The organism is Dactylosporangium sp. NPDC006015 (assembly GCF_040614215.1).
Classification (GTDB): domain Bacteria; phylum Actinomycetota; class Actinomycetes; order Mycobacteriales; family Micromonosporaceae; genus Dactylosporangium; species Dactylosporangium maewongense.
In genome coordinates this window covers 119,818-135,818 of record NZ_JBEXUD010000008.1, presented here as the reverse complement: position 1 = coordinate 135,818, position 16,001 = coordinate 119,818, and the positions used below count along the sequence as shown (strand labels likewise).

At 74.7% G+C, this 16,001-nt stretch carries 16 protein-coding genes; 6 read left to right on the top strand and 10 right to left on the bottom strand.

What is annotated here, in order from left to right; translation table 11 throughout:
• Positions 1-77: 77 nt before the first annotated feature.
• Entirely contained in the window at positions 78-1,634 is a 1,557-nt protein-coding gene (locus tag ABZ321_RS16375) for a hypothetical protein (RefSeq protein WP_354891687.1), read from the top strand.
• A gap of 62 nt (positions 1,635-1,696) precedes the next feature.
• Complete coding sequence (locus ABZ321_RS16370; RefSeq protein ID WP_354891684.1) at positions 1,697-2,149, top strand: hypothetical protein; 453 nt, start codon at positions 1,697-1,699, stop codon at positions 2,147-2,149.
• 47 nt (positions 2,150-2,196) lie between these two features.
• Here the strand turns inward: ABZ321_RS16370 and ABZ321_RS16365 are convergent, their stop codons facing one another.
• The 7 genes from ABZ321_RS16365 to ABZ321_RS16335 form a co-directional block, all read right to left on the bottom strand.
• Positions 2,197-3,459: a carbohydrate-binding protein gene (locus tag ABZ321_RS16365; RefSeq protein WP_354891681.1), complete on the bottom strand. Its 1,263-nt coding sequence runs from the start codon at positions 3,457-3,459 to the stop codon at positions 2,197-2,199.
• Positions 3,460-3,474: 15 nt separating this feature from the next.
• Complete coding sequence (locus ABZ321_RS16360; RefSeq protein ID WP_354891678.1) at positions 3,475-4,032, bottom strand: N-acetyltransferase; 558 nt, start codon at positions 4,030-4,032, stop codon at positions 3,475-3,477.
• Positions 4,029-5,021: a Gfo/Idh/MocA family oxidoreductase gene (locus ABZ321_RS16355; RefSeq protein ID WP_354891675.1), complete on the bottom strand. Its 993-nt coding sequence runs from the start codon at positions 5,019-5,021 to the stop codon at positions 4,029-4,031. Before ABZ321_RS16355 ends, ABZ321_RS16360 begins: the two co-directional genes overlap by 4 nt.
• On the bottom strand, positions 5,018-6,121 hold the full coding sequence (locus ABZ321_RS16350) for a GntR family transcriptional regulator (RefSeq protein WP_354891672.1): 1,104 nt from the start codon (positions 6,119-6,121) through the stop codon (positions 5,018-5,020). The genes ABZ321_RS16355 and ABZ321_RS16350 overlap by 4 nt, the downstream gene beginning before the upstream one ends.
• Before the next feature lie 98 nt (positions 6,122-6,219).
• Complete coding sequence (locus tag ABZ321_RS16345) at positions 6,220-7,476, bottom strand: VWA-like domain-containing protein (protein ID WP_354891669.1); 1,257 nt, start codon at positions 7,474-7,476, stop codon at positions 6,220-6,222.
• The gene (locus tag ABZ321_RS16340) at positions 7,476-8,684 is read right to left on the bottom strand and encodes a MoxR family ATPase (RefSeq protein WP_354891666.1); all 1,209 of its coding nucleotides are present in this window, start codon (positions 8,682-8,684) and stop codon (positions 7,476-7,478) included. Before ABZ321_RS16340 ends, ABZ321_RS16345 begins: the two co-directional genes overlap by 1 nt.
• 99 nt (positions 8,685-8,783) lie before the next feature.
• Positions 8,784-10,166 carry a hypothetical protein gene (locus ABZ321_RS16335; protein ID WP_354891663.1) on the bottom strand — a complete coding sequence of 461 codons (1,383 nt, stop codon included), beginning with the start codon at positions 10,164-10,166 and terminating at the stop codon, positions 8,784-8,786.
• A gap of 193 nt (positions 10,167-10,359) precedes the next feature.
• On the opposite strand from ABZ321_RS16335, the gene ABZ321_RS16330 reads away from it, so the two are divergent.
• Both ABZ321_RS16330 and ABZ321_RS16325 read left to right on the top strand, forming a co-directional pair.
• Positions 10,360-11,244 carry a GNAT family N-acetyltransferase gene (locus ABZ321_RS16330; protein ID WP_354891660.1) on the top strand — a complete coding sequence of 295 codons (885 nt, stop codon included), beginning with the start codon at positions 10,360-10,362 and terminating at the stop codon, positions 11,242-11,244.
• A gap of 79 nt (positions 11,245-11,323) precedes the next feature.
• Complete coding sequence (locus ABZ321_RS16325) at positions 11,324-11,935, top strand: HAD-IA family hydrolase (protein WP_354891658.1); 612 nt, start codon at positions 11,324-11,326, stop codon at positions 11,933-11,935.
• Positions 11,936-11,978: 43 nt separating this feature from the next.
• Here the strand turns inward: ABZ321_RS16325 and ABZ321_RS16320 are convergent, their stop codons facing one another.
• A complete protein-coding gene (locus tag ABZ321_RS16320) occupies positions 11,979-13,142 on the bottom strand; it encodes an MFS transporter (protein ID WP_354891655.1) in 1,164 nt (387 codons plus the stop codon).
• Positions 13,143-13,326: 184 nt separating this feature from the next.
• On the opposite strand from ABZ321_RS16320, the gene ABZ321_RS16315 reads away from it, so the two are divergent.
• Entirely contained in the window at positions 13,327-13,488 is a 162-nt protein-coding gene (locus ABZ321_RS16315) for a hypothetical protein (protein ID WP_344509601.1), read from the top strand.
• A gap of 28 nt (positions 13,489-13,516) precedes the next feature.
• Entirely contained in the window at positions 13,517-14,611 is a 1,095-nt protein-coding gene (locus ABZ321_RS16310; RefSeq protein ID WP_354891652.1) for a tetratricopeptide repeat protein, read from the top strand.
• A gap of 18 nt (positions 14,612-14,629) precedes the next feature.
• On the opposite strand, the gene ABZ321_RS16305 is transcribed toward ABZ321_RS16310, so the two are convergent.
• Positions 14,630-15,415, bottom strand: a complete 786-nt coding sequence (locus tag ABZ321_RS16305) for a hypothetical protein (RefSeq protein ID WP_354891649.1) — start codon at positions 15,413-15,415, stop codon at positions 14,630-14,632.
• Entirely contained in the window at positions 15,415-15,942 is a 528-nt protein-coding gene (locus ABZ321_RS16300; protein WP_354891646.1) for a sigma-70 family RNA polymerase sigma factor, read from the bottom strand. Before ABZ321_RS16300 ends, ABZ321_RS16305 begins: the two co-directional genes overlap by 1 nt.
• Positions 15,943-16,001 lie beyond the last annotated feature (59 nt).

Here is a 16,001-nt window from a genome sequence, read left to right as displayed (position 1 = left end):
TCGCAAAGGTTTCGATGCCGCGACCTGCGACGCGGCCACTCGTTGAGCCCGCGGAGCCGACGCGAAGGAGGCAGTCGATGGATCCGCAGCACACCGACGTGTACCGCTACTGCGTGGTGCTCGCGTGCGGTGACGAGCCCCTGGCGCGGTCCGCGACCGAGGCGGCGCCGCCCGGCGCGACGGGCTTCACGGTCGCGCGCGACGCGGTCAGGGAGGGGCTCCGGCAGCGCCCGGCGCCGGCCGCCGCGACGGGTGACGCCGCCGCTCTCGTACTGTATTCGGCGCGGCCCCTGATCGAGGAGCACCACTGGAATCTGCTCGCGCTGATGGTCCCGGAGTACGCGGGGCGGCCCCGCCATCGCCAGGTCGATCTGGCGGGAGTCGCCGCGGTCCTGGGCAAGAAGGTCGACGTCACCCGGAAGGCGGTCGACCGGTTGGTGGAGCCCGGCGGTCTGCTGGAGCTCGCCCTGTTCACGGCCGCCGCCGCGGCGGACCCTGCGACCGGCTGCCCCGACCTGCCCGCCGTCATCGCCGCCGCCAGCACGAAGCGCCTGCGCCCCGCCGTCCGCAAGGCCGTGGCCGCGCACCTTCCCACGTGCGCGACGTGCACCTCGGCGCATCAGACCCGGCCCACCGCCCTCGCCGTGCTGAGCGAGTTCCCTCTCCCGGAGGCGCCCGCCGAGCTCACCCTCCCGGAGGTGCCCGCCGAGCTCACCGAACCAGGCGACGCCCCGGATCCGGCCGGCCTCGCCGAGTCTGACGTGCCGGACCCGGCCGGGCTCGTGGAACCTGACGTGCCGGACCCGACGGAGCGCGTCGGCCCTGCCGCGCCGGTCGCGGCGCCGGGCCCTGCGCCGGCATCGGAGCCCGACGCGGACGACATCACCGTCGAACTGCCGCCGCAAGTCCCGGCGGCACCGGAGCGCGAGCCTGAGCCGGCTGTCTACTACGTGACGCCGGCCGTCGCGGCAGCTCGGCTGCCGTTGCTGCGGCGGCCGCCCGTACTCCTGGCCGTCGTCCTCGTCCTGCTCGCCGGCGCCGCCGTCGCCGGCATCTTCGGCCTGCGGAGCGGAACACCGAAGGGGCAGGCCTCGGCGAGCGACGCCACCACCCCGGCCGCGCCGCCGTCCGCCGTCGCGGCACCGGGTTTGATGGTGCCGGCCTCGCCCAGCGCCGGTCGTACACCTGCCGCATCGGGACATGCGAAACCTTCGACGGCCGCATCGGCATCGCCGGCCGCCTCCGTGCCCGCCGCCGGTGGCATGCCGCTCGTGCCCGCGGCGGACCGGCTCCGCGAGGTGCTGCCGCTGACGGTGAAGGCGCCCGGTTGCCCGGGGCAGACGTTCGGCGGGTCGTGCTACTCGATCCAGCCGTTCACACTGCCGTTGGAGGTGGCCGTGCCGGCCGGCTTCGACGAGGCACGGCTGGCGGACGCCCTCCAGTGGACCGTTCGGACCGAAACGGTCCTCGGCCCGGTCGCGTTCCACGGCCGCGGCAACCACGCGCGGATCAGGGTCACCGACAGCGGCCAGGCCACCCCGCCCACGGTGTGGGTCGTGCAGGCAGCCCTGACCGTCAACGGCGAGACCCACCTGAGCGACGAGGTCACCCTGCGGGTCTACGCGACCACCTGAACGGCGCTCCACAGGCTTCCCGGCGGGCTGAACGCGACGAAGCTCAATGCGATGCTGGAAGCATGAGCGTCACGCGGACCCCGCTCCGGGTGCTGACCCCGGACGGCACCCAGGAGTGGGCCCTCGACCGCGCCGAGACCGACGAGGCCCTGGAGCTCACCCTGCGGGCCCCCGACGGGCGAGAGTGGGCGGCAACCGGGGTGGACTCGTTCCGCGCGCTGGAGGCGATGCGGTTTCAGGTCGAGCCCGACGGTATCCGGCTGTGCTGCAACGGTGCCAGGCCCGACGTCTACCCGTCCCGCATGGCCATTCCAGGGACGGACGGCGACGTTGCGTATCGCCTTCGGCGCGGTCGCCGGAAGTCCGCACGCAGGCTGGTCAAGGCGCTCGATCCGGCAGACTGCGCCGACGTGGTCACCGTCGCGGAGCAACGGGCCTGGTATGAGGACTGGCTCAGGACCGTCACCGGCTGGCGCTGGCCGCTGTACGCGCTGCTGAGCCTCGTCCGGCGCTGACTGTGGAGCGTGGGCCGCGGCGGACAGTCCACCGCGGCCCACCTGACTCACGCGATCTGGGTCAGCTTCCACCAGTTGACGCTGAATCCACCGGTCGATGCGTAAAGCCCGAACTGGTGCGTGCCGGCGGGCACCTCGACCTCCCTGGACACCGTGCGCCACTGGGTGGTGCCGCCGGTGTTGGGCAATGTCACCTCGCCGAGCGGGGTGGCGCCGGCGTTGATGTCCAGCGAGAGCCGGGCGTTGCTGGCCGCGGTCGCGATCCGGTACTCCACAAGATAGCGGGCCGGCTTGGGGACGTTCACGTTGCCGAAGGCGATCCAGTCGCCGGTGTCGAAGGCCGTCGCCTGGCCGCCGCCGGTGTCGCTGGTGGCGGCGGTCGTCACGCCGTTCATCAAGGTGTACGCCTCGGCCTGGAAGGTGCGGGTGTGGCAGCCGCCGCTCAGCTCGCAGATATCCCCACGGGCGTTGGAAACTTTCAGGTCGTCGTACCAGATCCAGGAGTCGTTGGCGGGGGCGAACGAGGCGGTGGCGCCGCCCGCGAACGAGGAGAAGTACGCCTTGTCGACCTGGTCGGCGTTGGTGACGAAGCGCAGCCCGCGGATCGAGGCGGCCTGGACGCCGTTGTACCAGATGTCGATCTCACCGTCGGCGTTGGCGGAGCCGGCGGTGACCGTGTTGACCCGCAGCCGCTGGACCAGGTTCACCCATTGGCCGCGCGGGTAGTAGATGAGCGAACCGTCGGGGCGGGTGAGGTCGACGAAGTCGCCGTACTGGCCGGCGTGGCCCATGTGGTAGTAGTAGATCGCGGCCTTCCCGCCGGAGCGCCAGATCATGCGCGAGCTGAAGCCGTTGGTGCCGTCGCACACCTGCCCGCCGGAGCACGACCCGCCGCCGGCGAGCCCGAGGCCGACCTTCCCGGCGAACTCGGTGGTCCCCCAGCTGAAGTCGCTGCTGAAACGCACCCAGTAGGACAGGTAGTACTCGCGGCCGCGGGTCAGCTGCAGCGGTGCCTGCGCGCCGGAGTCGGCCGGGCCGATCTTGCCCTTCGGGTAGAACACCCGCAGCGACTTGCCGCCGGTGTGGCTGAAGTTGTAGCCGTCGATCCAGGTGCGGGTGCTCATGCCCTGCTCCCACGGGGCCGTCCACCCGTCCTGGGCCCAGGCGCCCAGCGTGTAGGCGGTGCCCCGCTCGGGGCGTTCGAAGGTGTTGTACCGGAGGCTGCTCGTCGCCGCCGACGCGGCGGGGGTGACGGCGGGCACCGCCGCGGCGGCGATCAGCAGCAACGCCACGAGAACCGTTCTTCGCATGGTCGCTCCTTTGACTCAAAGGTTGCGGACGAGGGTGCTTCCCCAGGCGTGGCGGTGCGCCTCGGTGAAGCCGAGCGCGGTGTAGAAGGCGACCGCTCGGGTGTTCGCCTCCGCCACGCCCAGGTGCACGCCCGCGACGCCACGCCCTTGGAGCGCCGCGAGCACCGTGTCCATGAGCCGCCGGCCGCAGCTCTGCCCCTGCAGCCGCCGCGCCACCTTGATGTGCAGGTGCGCGGGGTGCGTGTCGAACCACGGCCGGTGCGGTCCCGCCGGCGCGAACGTGCCCGGTGGGTACCGGCGGCGGAGCCGGGGCCACCAGTGCGCGTCCAGCCACTGGTTGAAGCGCACCGTGTCGGCGGTCGCGGACACGTAGCCGCCGACGCCCGCGTCGTCCTCGACGACGAACGTCAGGCCCGGGTCGGCGGCGAGGTACGGCCCGGCGTACACGTGGCCGGGCAGCTTGTCGTCGACCGGTCGCGGCGGCGTGCTGAGACCGGTCGCGTCGGTGGTCGCGCAGATGCGGTACACCGCGGCGAGGTCGGCGCGGCGGCCCGCGCGTACCCGGGCGGTCATGACCGGCACAGGGAAGCCGGCCGGCCGCTCGCGGCGGAGGCGTAGATGGCCAGGACGGTGGCGACGACCGAGCGGCCGTAGTCGCCGCCGACCTCGGGCGGGCGGTGGCCGCGGCAGGCGGCGACGAAGTCCGCGAGCTGCGCGGTGAAGGCCTCCCCCGTCCCGCCGCCCGGCGCCATGACCTGGGTCTCGGGGGCGCCGTCGCGGCTCGCCCAGGTGCCGTCGGTCGACGACCAGCGCAGCGCGCCGCGGGAGCAGACGACGGTGGTCTCGTCGTGGAAGCGGCCGGCGGCGCTGGTGAGCAGGAAGCCGGCCGCGACGCCGCTGGACAGCGTCACGGAGCCCATCGCGTCGGTCTCGACGGCGTGGCCGTCGCGGTGCCACACGCGGGCGGTCGCCGACTCGGCGGTGCCGTCGCCGGCCCACTGGATGCGGTCGAGGCCGTGGATGCCGACGTTCATCACGATGCCGCCGCCGGCCATCGCCGGATCGAAGAACCAGCCGGGGCGCGAGCCGCGCTGGTAGTGGGCGGTGCGGTGATGGTGGATCGCCAGGACGTCGCCGAGGTCGCCGGAGCGCAGGAGCCGGGCGACGCGGTGCGCGGCGGGGTCGAACCTGACCACGTGCCCGACGGCGAGGACGACGCCGGCGGCCGCGCACGCCTCGATCATCGCGGTGCAGTCGGCGACGGTCGTGGCCATCGGCTTCTCGACGAGGACGGGCACGCCGGCGGCGGCCGCGTCCAGGGTCATGCCGGCGTGCAGGGCGTGCGGCGCGGTGATGACGACGCCGTCGAGTGGTTCGCGGGTCAGCATCCGGCGGTGGTCGGTGTAGGCCGTCGCGCCAGTGCCCGCCGCCGCCTGTACCGCGGCCGCCTCGTGGATGTCGCAGACCGCTGTCACCCGGACTCCGGGCACGGCGCGCGCCGCTTCCAGATGGAGCGCCGCGACGATGCCGGTGCCGATGACCCCTAGCCGGAACCCGCTCATGCGCGCGCCCGAGCGGAAGGCCGACGGACGCGCGGCGGGGCGCAGGAGCCGCGGACGGTGAGGCGGGGCTGGAGCTCGATACGGTGCGCCGGGGTGGTGGGGTCGTCGACGAGGCGCAGCAGCAGGTCCGCGGCGAGCGCGCCGAGCTCCGCGCGGGGCGGGGCGACCGCGGTCAGCGGCGGGTCGACGAGCTCGGCCACGTCGTCGTCGTACGCGACGAGCGACAGCTCCGACGGCACCCGCAGCCCGATCCGGCGGGCCGCCGCGAGCAGCGCCGCCGCGTCGCGGTCGCCGTGGCAGAAGACGGCGGTGACGCCGGCCGCGCGGCAGGTCGCGGCGTAGGCGTCGATCTGCGCGGGCGTCCACTCCTCGTGCAGCACGCGCGCCTCCGGCACGGCGACGGCACCGAGCGCGGCGGCAGCGCGGTCGAAGCCCTCGGTGACGACCGCGGAGTTGCCGGTGCGGATGCGGCCGAGAAATCCAACACGCGTGTGACCGAGGCTGACCAGGTGCCGGATCGCGGTGTGTACGCCGCCGAGGTGGTGCGTGGTCACGAACGACACCGGGTCGTCGGGGTCCGGCCGTGGCGGGCGGCGCTCGACCAGCACGTACGGGACCGGCAGCCGCCGCAGCGCGTCGACGTGTGCCTGCGGGTCGTCGGCGACGTGCAGGTTGGGCACGAGGATGAGCCCCTCCACGCCGCTGCCCAGCATCCGCCGGATCTGGGTGCGTTCCAGGTCGGGGCGGTTCTCCGAGCTGGCGAGCATGACGCCGGTGCGGGCGGCGGTCAGCGCCCGTTCGATGCCCTCGATGACCTTCGGGTAGTAGTACGACGTCGACGGCACCACGACCCCGACGGTCCGGCGGGATCCGGTGGGGACGCTCGCGACGTACGTGCCGGACCCCTGCCGCCGCACGGCGACGCCCTCCGCGACCAGCAGGCCCACGGCCCGGCGGACGGTGTTGATGCCGACGCCGTGGCGGGTCGCGAGCTCGGCCTCGGTCGGCAGCCTGGCGCCGACGGGCTGGCCGCTGTCGGCGATCCAGCGCCGCAGCCGGTCGGCGACCATCTCGGTCTTGAGACCCTGGTGCGCAGACATTCCATCATGGAATGAATCGACGTCCGTCTCTGTCATGCGGAAATGATGCGACCGCGGGCGAACAGACGTCAATCAAGCTGGCACTTCGTGGAATGTATTCAACCTATGGACACCACCCTGGCCCACGCCGGCGGCACGATGGGCTCGACGTCCGGGTCGTCCTCGTCCCAACCCGTCTCCCGGGGGAACAGGCCGACCACGGTCCGGCACGGCGGGCGCACCTCGGGCCACGGCGTCTGCCCGTCGGTGAGCGCCACCACGACGTCCGGGCGGGGTGCAGTCCGCAGGGCCCGCTCGAACCCGGCCCGCAGGTCCGTCCCGCCGCCGCCGATCAGCGGGATCCCCTCGGCCCGGCACAGCGCGTGCGCGAGCCCGGCCGCCGCGTCGCAGGACAGCACCCGGACCAGGTCGCGGCGGCCGCCGACGGCCCGGCCGATCGCGGCGACCTCCAGCAGTGCGCTGCCGAGCTCGGCGTCGCTGACCGAGCCCGACGTGTCGATGATGATGCTGACCTGCGGCGGGCGGCGGCGCAGGCTCGGCAGCACCACGCCGGGCAGGCTCGCGGAGCGCCGTGCGGGCCGCCCGTACGTGTAGTCGTCGCCACCCGCCGCGCCGGCCACCGCGGCGCGGACCGCGGCGCCGAGCAGCTCCCGCCACGGCTGCGGCGGGTGGAACGCCACCTCCGCCCAGCGCTGCCAGCCCTTCGGCACGTCGCCGGGGCGGGCCCTGATCGCCTGCGCGACCCGGAACCGGACCGCGTCCAGCTCGTGGCCGCTGAGCCCGTGCGCGCCGTCCGGGCCGAGGTCCCACGGCCGTTCGAGGCCGTCGGCGCCGCTGCCGCAGTCCAGCCACGCGAGGCCGCCCGTACGCGGCCCGAGCCGGAACTGCCGCAGGTAGTCCTCCATCAGCTCGCCGTCGCGCAGCCCGAGGTCGGCGGCGGCGACGGCGCCGGTAGGGCGGGCGAGGCCGTCGCCGTACACGTCGTCGTTGATCTCGCAGTCGGCGGCGATGTTCATCCGCAGCCGGTCGCCGGCGCCGTGCAGGCCGTGCACCCGGGCGACCCGGTCGCCGCGGCCGTGGTGGTCCCGCAGCAGGTGCGCGACCTCGTGGACCCACACGCCGGCGAGCTCCTCGACCGGGGTCCGCGCCACGAACGCCGGCGACGCGTAGCAGCGCCACTGCCGGTCGACGGCCATCGTCGGTACCCGCCGCGACTCGACCACGTGCAGCGCGAACAGCGCCGTCGCGAGGTACGGCCGGACCCGCGCGGCGAGCAGCCGGGCCGCGTACAGCTTCCCGGTGTCCAGCGCCACCGGGCCGCCCGCGACGGACGCCTCGGCGGTGTCGCGCGCCATCAGGCGGCCACCGCCCGCTGCGACAGCGACACCGCGCCGGCGAGGCGTTCGATCAGGTCGGGCACGTCCCAGTCGGCGTGGCGCTGTGCGGCGAGCGTCGACGCCGGCACCACCACGAGGTCCGGGGCGCCGGTGTCGACGGCGGCGGCCAGGATCGCCCACGCCGCGTCCCACCGGTCCTTCGACGGCTGCCGGCGGACCGCTTCGACGACGCCGTCGAGGGCCGCCTGCCGCAGGTCGCCGCGCTCCGGCAGGACCGCCGCGGCCGGGTCGGCGAGCAGCGTCTCCGGGTCCGGCAGGTCCATCCGGTCGAGGCTCGCGAGGAGCTCCAGGCCCGGGCCGTCGCCGACGGTGCCGCGGACCAGCATCGAGAGCACGTCGCGGGACGTGCCGGCGGCGACGGCGAACGCGGTCAGCCGCAGCGCCATGTCCCAGCTGCGCGGCGACGGCCACGGACCGCCGCGGCGCGCCTCGCTGCCGGGCAGCTGGTGCACCAGCCGGGGCCGGGCGGTGAGCAGCCCGCACACGGCCCGGCGGGCGAACGTCACCGCCTCGGTCAGCTTCCGCGGATCCAGCCGGGGCAGCGACGCGCGCGGCCAGGTGCCGCCGAGGCCGCGGACGACGACGTCGTGGTCGTGCACCCACTGCAGGTGCACGAAGCGGTTCGCGAGCGGCGCGGACAGCTCCCACCCGTCGGCGGCGGACGACCGCGGGTTGGCGGCCGCCACGATCCGCACGCCCGGCGGCAAGCGAAGGGCGCCGACACGGCGCTCCAGCACCAGACGCAGCAACGCGGCCTGCACGGCCGGCGGCGCGGTGGACAGCTCGTCCAGGAAGAGCAGGCCGCGGCCGGCGTGCACCAGGCGCACCGCCCAGTCCGGCGGGGCCATCGGCACGCCCTGCACCGCCGGGTCGTCGCCGACGACGGGCAGCCCCGAGAAGTCCGACGGCTCGTGCACGCTGGCGATGACGGTGGTCAGTGGCAGGTCGAGCGCCTCGGCGAGCTGGGTGAGGGCGGCCGTCTTGCCGATGCCTGGCTCGCCCCACAGCAGGACCGGCAGGTCGGCGGCGACGGCGAGGGTCAGCGCCTCCAGCTGCGTGTCGGTGCGCGGCTCCGTCCCGGTGTCGTGCAGCAGCGCGAGCAGCTCGGCGGCGACGTCGAGCTGATCGGTGAACGAAGCGGTGACCGGAGAACTGAACGAGGACATGAGGCATCACCATTCGGGGAGAAGTCGTGATCCGGCCTCCGGATGAAGGCCGGCGGTGCACCGGAGCAGCCCGGCGCGGGGCTGGAGACGTGCGATGGGTCAGCGGCGCGCGGCGCGGCGTTCGGGTGCGGGGCGGGTGCGGGACAGGCCGGCGCGGAACAGCCCGTGCGCGACCTTGCGCAGCGCCGCGTCGTCGAGGGTTTCCCGCAGCGCGCCGTGCCGCAGCAGCGCATCGGGGCCGAGCAGCCCTTCCACGACGGCGAGCGCGCCTTCGGTGTCGCCGTGGTCGAGCCGCGCCCGTACGTCTGGGAGGCACTCCGGCCGGCGGTGCGCCTCGTCGATCGCTTGCAGGCACGCCAGCGGGGTCCCGCCGAGCGCGGCGAGCAGTTCTTCCCGGCGCACCTCGGCGGGGTCGTGGTCGAGCGCGACGAGCGTGCCGCCCACGAGCCCGATCCGGTGCCGCTCGCCCCTGCACTCGACGACCCGCGGCGTGCTCGGGTCGTCGTCGCGGCGGGTGTACGACGCCGGCCGGCCGGGCGCGAGCGCCGCCGCGACGAGCGGGTGCAGCCCGTCCGCGCCGATGAGCCCTTCGCGCAGCAGTTCCACGTCGGGCAGGACCCACGTCGCGGCGTCGGGCAGCACTGGTCCCCCGCCGCCGCGCCCGCGGGCCCGCGCGATGCGGGGCTCGGCGCCGTCCGCGACGGTCACGACGAACCGGTGCCGGGCCCCGAGCCGCACGGTCACCGCACCGCCGGCACACGCGTCCGCCCGCAGCAGGATCCCGGCCTCGTCGGCCCACCGGTCGGCCGCCGCACTTCCCGCCGCCGCGAAAGGTGAAGCCGCCCACCGGTCGACCGAAGCCGCCGCCACAGCCGAAGCCGAAGCCGCCCACCGGTCGGCCGACGCCAAGGCCGAAGTCATGGCCTCGGCGGGCTCCGGGGGCGGCGCCGGACCGGTGGCGCCGTGGCCGGCCCTGGTCCGCAGCTCCCCCGCCCGGCGCGCGTCCCACAGGTGCCGGTGCAGGTCGAGCCGGAACCGCGGATCCGGATGCGGGTGCGGATGCGGCGCGCCGGTCCGCCGCGCCCCCTCCCACAGTGCGAGGCTGATCCGCTGCCCCGCGCCCGCCCACGCCGGCGGCGTCCGGACCACCAGGTGCACCGGGCCGTGCCGGGCGAGGGAGATGGTCAGCCCCGGCCGCAGCAGGCCGTCCGGCGCGATCCGCGGCATGTGCCAGCGCAGCAGGTCGGGGGCGAGATGGCGCAGGTCGGCCCGGATCGACGCGGCCAGCGCCGCACCACCGCTCCGAGCCACTGCCTTGAGGTCGAGATCGACGTCGACCCGTGCCGCGGCGCACGCCCCGGCCCAGTCACCGGCGTGCCGGCGGGCGGTCGCTGACTCGATCATTGATTGCGGCACGGCGAACTCGCGCACGCGCCGCCAGAACGTTCGGCGGGTGTCCCCAGTCGCGTCAAGGATGTGCATCAGCACTCACCTTGCGCGGATGGGACCCCCAATCTACGACGTGAGGTAGTCATCGGCGCGAGCATACAACGATCCCCGCACCCGTGTCAGTCCTCGACCCGTGGCTTCGCCGGTGACGTCGGACCCGTTCGTCGACGAGCTTGAATCCCAATAAGCCGTTGCGTCTTCGGTGCGGTGGTGTTTGGGTCGACGCATGTCGATCACCGTGCAGCGTTCGACGCCGGACTCGTTGGGCGAGATCGTCGAGGCGGTGGCGGGCTGGCAGCACGCCGGCGGGCCGGTCCAGCTTCATCCAGGTGACCTCGGGTGGCACTGGAGGTTCGGCGCGCAGGAGTTGGCCGGGGCCGTCCGGGTGTGGACCCGTGACGGGCAGATCTTGGCCGTTGGCATGGTGGACGACACCGCGGGCCTGATCCGGATGGGCATCGCACCGAGCGTCGACGACGACGCCGCATTCGCGGCTCACCTGCTGACGGACCTGTCGGAACCAGGACACGAGGTACTGCCCGGTGGCGCCGAGGCCGTCGAGGCCCGCTTCGGCACCGCCTTTCGAGGTCTCCTCCGTCGCAGCGGTTGGGTGGCCGATGAACCGTGGACCCCGTTGTTCCGTGACCTGGCTGTCCAGGTGGAGAGCTGCGGACTCCGGGTCGAAGTCATCGACACGCACGACACTCGGGATCGGATCGTTCAGGATCGGGTCGCGGTGCAGCGGGCAGCGTTCGCCGGCTCGACGTTCACCCTGGAGCGCTGGCGCGCGATGGCCGCTGCCCCGCCGTACCGCCGGGCTCGGTGCCTGGTCGGTTACGACCGCGACGGCGATGCGGTGGCCACGGTGACGGTGTGGTCGGCCGGGGAAGGGCGACCGGGTCTGCTTGAACCACTGGGCGTCCATCGGGATCACCGTGGCCGCGGATACGGCCGCGCGATCACCGTGGCCGCGGCCGCCGCATTGCAGGAGATGGGGTCGTCCAGCGCGACAGTGTGCACCCCGAGCAGCAACGTCGGCGGCGTGGCGACGTACGTTTCGGCCGGCTTTCAGAAGCTCCCGGACGTCACCGACTTCCGCCGCACGATTTGACCGTGCCGTCCCAGTCGAAAGGGTGAGGAAGCGCCTGATGGTGAGCCACCACACGAACGGAGCCGCGCAAGGCGCTGCCGTGCTGTTCGACGCCGACGGCGTGCTGGTCGACTCCTACGCCGCATACCGGCGGATCTGGACTCGCTGGGCCTTGCACCGAGGCTTGGACCCGGCGACCGTCTGGTCTCACACCCACGGCAGGCGGGCGGTCGACACCATCGCGGTCGCCGCACCCCGCCTCGACCCCGAAGCTGAGTACCGACTCGTCCGTGACTTCATGGCCGAGGAAGGCGACGCGTTCCCGGTCTACCCTGATGCCGCAGCGGTCCTGCAGGTGCTTCACGCTGACCGGTGGGGCGTGGTCACCTCTGGCCGTGCCCAGACCGTCCGGCAGCGGCTCCGCGCCGGCGGGCTGCCCGACCCTCCGGTCCTGGTGGACAACACCCACGTCACGCGCGGCAAACCCCACCCGGAGGGCTACCTCCGCGCAGCCGGACTGCTCCGGACACCAGCCGAGCGGTGCCTGGTCATCGAGGACGCTCCCGCCGGAGTCGAAGCGGCCCGGACCGCGGCGATGACCGTGATCGGGCTGACCACCACCCATTCCGCCGATCAGTTGACCCACGCCCATCACGTCGTCGGCAGCCTCACCGACGCGAAGCCGTTCATTCAAGATTGGCTTCGCAGTTGACGCTCGGCGGGCGGGTGACCGTCGCCGGCGGGCGCGGCGGATGTCACCGCGGCGCCGGGGCGGCGCGGCGGACCAGCGCGGCGGCGAGGGCGAGCAGAGCGACGGCGGCGGCGAACAGCAGCCGCAGCAGGCCGAGGGCCGTGGCCGCCGCGGCGAGCAGCGGGCCTGCCCACATGCCGGCCGTCATCGCGAAGGTCAGGGCGGCGTTGTAGCGGCCGCGGAGGGCGTCGGGGGCGAGGGCGTTGACCATCGCGGGCAGCGCGCCGGACAGCAACAGCTCGCCGGCGCCCATGAGCACGGCGGCGAGCGGGAGCACGGCCCAGGCCGGGGTGGTGACGGTGGCGCACAGCAGCCAGCCGGCCGACCAGACCGCGGCAGCGGCGGCGACGAGTCGCGGTGGCGTCAGTCGTACACCGGCGCGCAACGCCAACGGGAGTCCGGCGATGATCGTGAGGCAGTTGGCGACGCCCGCCCACGACATGAGGTCCGGCCGTCCACTGTGGATGGCCAGGACGGGCAGGCCCGCGGTGTAGACGCCGTATCCGGCGGCGGAGGTCAGCACGGCGACGAACAGCACGCGCAGCAGCCGCCGGTCCGTGAGCAGCGCGCGGTAGCCCGGACCCGCCAGGGTGCTCGTCGCTCGTTGCCCGCCGGTGTACGACCAGCGCACGGCCACGATCGCGACCAGGCACGTGCCGGCGGCGGCCCACCACAGCCAGGTGAGGTCGGCGACGAGGACGGCCACCGCGGAGCCCGCGCCCATGCCCGCGTTGAACAGGGCGAACTGCAGCGTGAACGTCCGGCCGTGCACCTCCTCCGGGACGAGCCCGGCGATCAGCGTCGCGTACGCGGGCAGCGTCACCGCCCACCCGAACCCGACCGCCGCGACGGCGCACCCGAGCAGCAGCGGATGGCTGCCGGTGGCGACGAGGACCAGGCCGCAGACGGTCGTGGCGAGGCCGGCGGTCATGGCGAGGCGCCCGCCGTGCCGGTCGGTGAGGACGCCGCTGAGCCAGTTGCCGGGGAAGCTGGCGAGGGCGAGCAGCGCGGTCATCGCGGTGGCCGCCGCGAGCGGGATGCCCTTGCCGGTGTGCAGCAGGATCACCAGGTAAGGCTGGGTGAGCCCGATCCCGGCGGCCGACACGACGTCGCCGAACAGCAGCCGCCGCAGCGCCGCCGGCATGGTGTCCGTCTTCGTGTCCTGCATGGTTCGCTCCCGTACGGTCGCGGCCGGTGTCGGCGGCAGTGTGTGCGGGCGCGCTTGCCGTCCACTTGAGCGCTGGCGCTCCGGCAGACGGCGCGGGCGCTCCAAGTGCGCCACAAGTACGGGCCAAGCGGTGGCGGCCACGCTCACGGGGCACACCTCACCACGAATCCGAAGGAGCACTCCCATGCAGCGTTCTGTCGTCGCCACGCCCGTGGTCCGCACGCAGGTCCGGGGCGGCGGTCTCGCCACCAACCACAGCGAGGCCGTCGCCACGCCCGCCGCCCCGGCGCTTCCGGCGCGGGGCCTGACGACCAACCACAGCCAGGCCGTCGCCCGGATCGCCTGAGCCACGGCAGCGGGTGGCGGAGCCGGCCATGACACCTGATCCCGTCGACGAGGCGGTCGCCCTGCACGACCTGGCGCTGTCCGCCTGGGACGAGCACCGCTACCCGCGGAGCATCGACCTGTGCCGGCGTGCCCTCGGCATCCTCGAGGCGCACGCCGGCGCCGGCAGCCCCGACACCGCCAACGTGCTCACCCTGCTCGGCAGCGCCCTCGACGAGCTCGGCAAGCACGCGGCCGCCGAGGCATACCACCGCCGCGCCACCGCCGTCATGGCCGCGCTGCCGTCCCGGCCGGAGGTCCTGCTGCGGCTGCGCGTCCAGGCGACCGCGGCCCTGGCCGGCAACCTGCGCCGCCAGGGCCGCTACGCCGCGGCGGAGCGGCTGCTGCGGGCCGCGTGCGACGACGCGGCGCCGCGCTTCACCGACCTGGAGCTGGTGCCGCTGCGCAACGAGCTCGGCGTGCTGTACAAGTTCGCGGGCCGCCACGACGACGCCCAGGCCCAGTACGCCGCGGTCCGCACGGTGCTGGAGGCGGCCCACGGCCCGGACCATCCCGCGCTCGCCGCCGTCTGGCACAACCTCGCCGGCCTCGCCCACAGCCGCGGCGACCTGGCGGCCGGCGAGGCGTACGCGCGGCGCTCCCTCGCCCTGCACCGCGCGTGCCTTCCGCCCGGCCACCCGGCCGTCGTCGCCGACGAGGCCCACCTCGCCGCGATCCTGCAGGCCCGTGGCGAGCCGGCGGAGGCGGAGCCGTTGCTGCGCCGGGCGATCGCGTACTTCACCGCCCGGCACGGCCCCGACCACCCCGACGTCCTCACCAACCGGCACAACCTCGCCGCCGTCCTCGCCGCCCGCGACCCGGCCGCCGCCGAGGCGCTGTACACGGTCGTGCTGGCCGGGAAGCGCCGCACGTACGGCGCGTCGCATCCGGAGGTCGCGCTGACGCTGACCAACCTGGCCGCGCTCGCAGCCGCCCGGGACGACCACGACGCGGCCCGGGCCCTGGCCGTGGAGGCGCACCGGATCCTCGCCCCGCAGGTCGCCGCCACCCACCCCGCCCTGGCGTCGGTGACGGCGTACCTCACGGTGCGCGGCGGCGACCAGCCGGCCAGGGCGGCGGCGTAGCGCCCGGCCGGGCCGGGGTCAGACCGGCCAGGTGGGGTCGGTGGCGATCGCCTGCAGCTGCTGACCGGTCAGGGGAGGCTCGGAGCGGGTCGCGGTGTTGGTCTTCTCCCCGACGGCGTTCCAGGTGCCGACCACGATGCGGACGCCGTCCGGCCGGAACACGTCGACCATGCGGAGGGTGATCCGGTCGTGTCCGGCGTCCTCCGACGGGCCGTCGGTCAGCACGAGCAGCGTGCCGTCGGGCAGCGTCGAGTCGACGCAGTGGGTGCCGGGCGGCTCCTGCCGCTTCGCGCAGGAGAACTTGTCCATCGGGTCGTCGCCGGAGACGCGGCCGGGCGGGACGGCGCGGCGGTAGTTGGGTTGCACGTTGACCTGCACCTTGCCGCGCCCGGCCCGGTCGGTGAGGATCAGCTCCGCGAAGCCCGGCTGACTGTCCGGCTCCGACGTCGCCAGCCCGGCCGGGAGCAGCCGCCGGAGGGTGGCGAGCATGACGTCGGCCGGCACCTCGGGCCGCGGGGAGCCCGCGCCGGACGCGGCCGGCAGCGCCGCGGATGCGGCCGGGGCGGACGTCGCGACCGCCGGCGGCTGGGCGGTCGTCGCCGCCCCGCCCGACCGGTCCAGCGCGAACGCGGCGGTGCCGACCGCGACGCCCAGCACGGCGACCCCGCCGACCAGCATCGTGAGCCGTTGCCGGGTCCGGGCCCGGTCGGCGCGGGCGAACACCGCGGCCGGTCCGGCGCCGGCCGGCGGCTCGTCGGCCTCCACGGCCGCCTGCAACGCCGTGCGCAGTTCGTCGAGCGGCATCAGACCATCCCTCCATCGCTGAACATGAGCTCCCCCACGCTGCCGGCGAGCAGCTGGCGCAGCGTCGCCAGCGCCTTCGCCGACTGGCTCTTCACCGTTCCTTCGCTCACCCCGAGCACCGCCGCGGTGTCCTCGACGCTGCGGTCCTCCCAGTAGCGCAGCACGACCGTCGCGCGCTGCCTGGCGGGCAGGGCCCGCAGCGCCGCCAGCACGGTGAGTGCGGTGGCGCGGTCGCCGGCCGCCGCGGGCGGCTCGGCCGCGCCGGCGGGGTCCGCCCAGGTCCGCTCGCGGCGCCGCGAGCCGCGCTGGTTGTCGTCCAGGTACACCCGCAGCAGCACCTGGCGGGCGTACGCGTCGAGGTGCTCGACCCGCCCGCGCCGCGCCGCGGTCACCACCTTGGCCAGCGCTGTCTGCACGAGGTCCTCGGCGCGGTGCCACTCGCCGCACAGCAGAAACGCCGTGCGGCGCAGGTGCACGTACCGGGTTTCGACGTACTCGTGCAGGTCGGACTCGATGTCTCGGGTCACGGGTACCTCCCTTCACCACACCTGGACAGGTGCGGCGGGCGGGCGGGTTGCCCCGAGCT